This is a genomic window from Paraburkholderia humisilvae, assembly GCF_902859855.1.
Taxonomy (GTDB): Bacteria; Pseudomonadota; Gammaproteobacteria; order Burkholderiales; family Burkholderiaceae; genus Paraburkholderia; species Paraburkholderia humisilvae.
In genome coordinates, this window is sequence record NZ_CADIKH010000516.1 from 1 (window position 1) to 506 (window position 506).

The window sequence follows — 506 nt, forward strand, 5'->3', positions numbered from 1 at the left end:
GGCATCCCGCTCGCGGTGATCCTCACCGGCGCCAATCGCCATGATGTCACGCAGTTACATCCCCTGATCGACGCCATCGCGCCCATTCGCGGCAAGCGCGGCCGACCACTCAAAGCCGCGCGTCGTCCAGGGCGACCGCGGCTACGATCACGACAAATACCGCCACCCACTACACGCCGCCGGCATCGCTACTCAAATCGCCCGCCGCGGCCAGCCTCACGGCAGCGGCCTGGGCAAAACCCGCTGGGTCGTCGAGCGCACCATCTCGTGGCTGCACAACTTTCGCCGACTGCGCATCCGCTTTGAACGCCTCGCCTTTATCCACGAGGCATTCATGAAACTCGCCTGCTGCATCATCTGCTGGTGAAGACTAAAGAACTCATTTTGTTAAGGTTTCTAATCTTACTGTGTCAGTGCGACGTGAAGTCGCGTAGAGGATTGTTTCACCTGGCTGCGGCCAGGAAGGAAACCGATTGTTCCGTCAATCGTAACCTACCGGTGCATGC

General features: G+C 59.9%; 1 pseudogene. It reads left to right on the plus strand.

From position 1 onward, the window contains the following. Positions 1–367: pseudogene (locus tag HV796_RS43305) on the plus strand (IS5 family transposase); the annotation flags it as partial. Positions 368–506 lie beyond the last annotated feature (139 nt).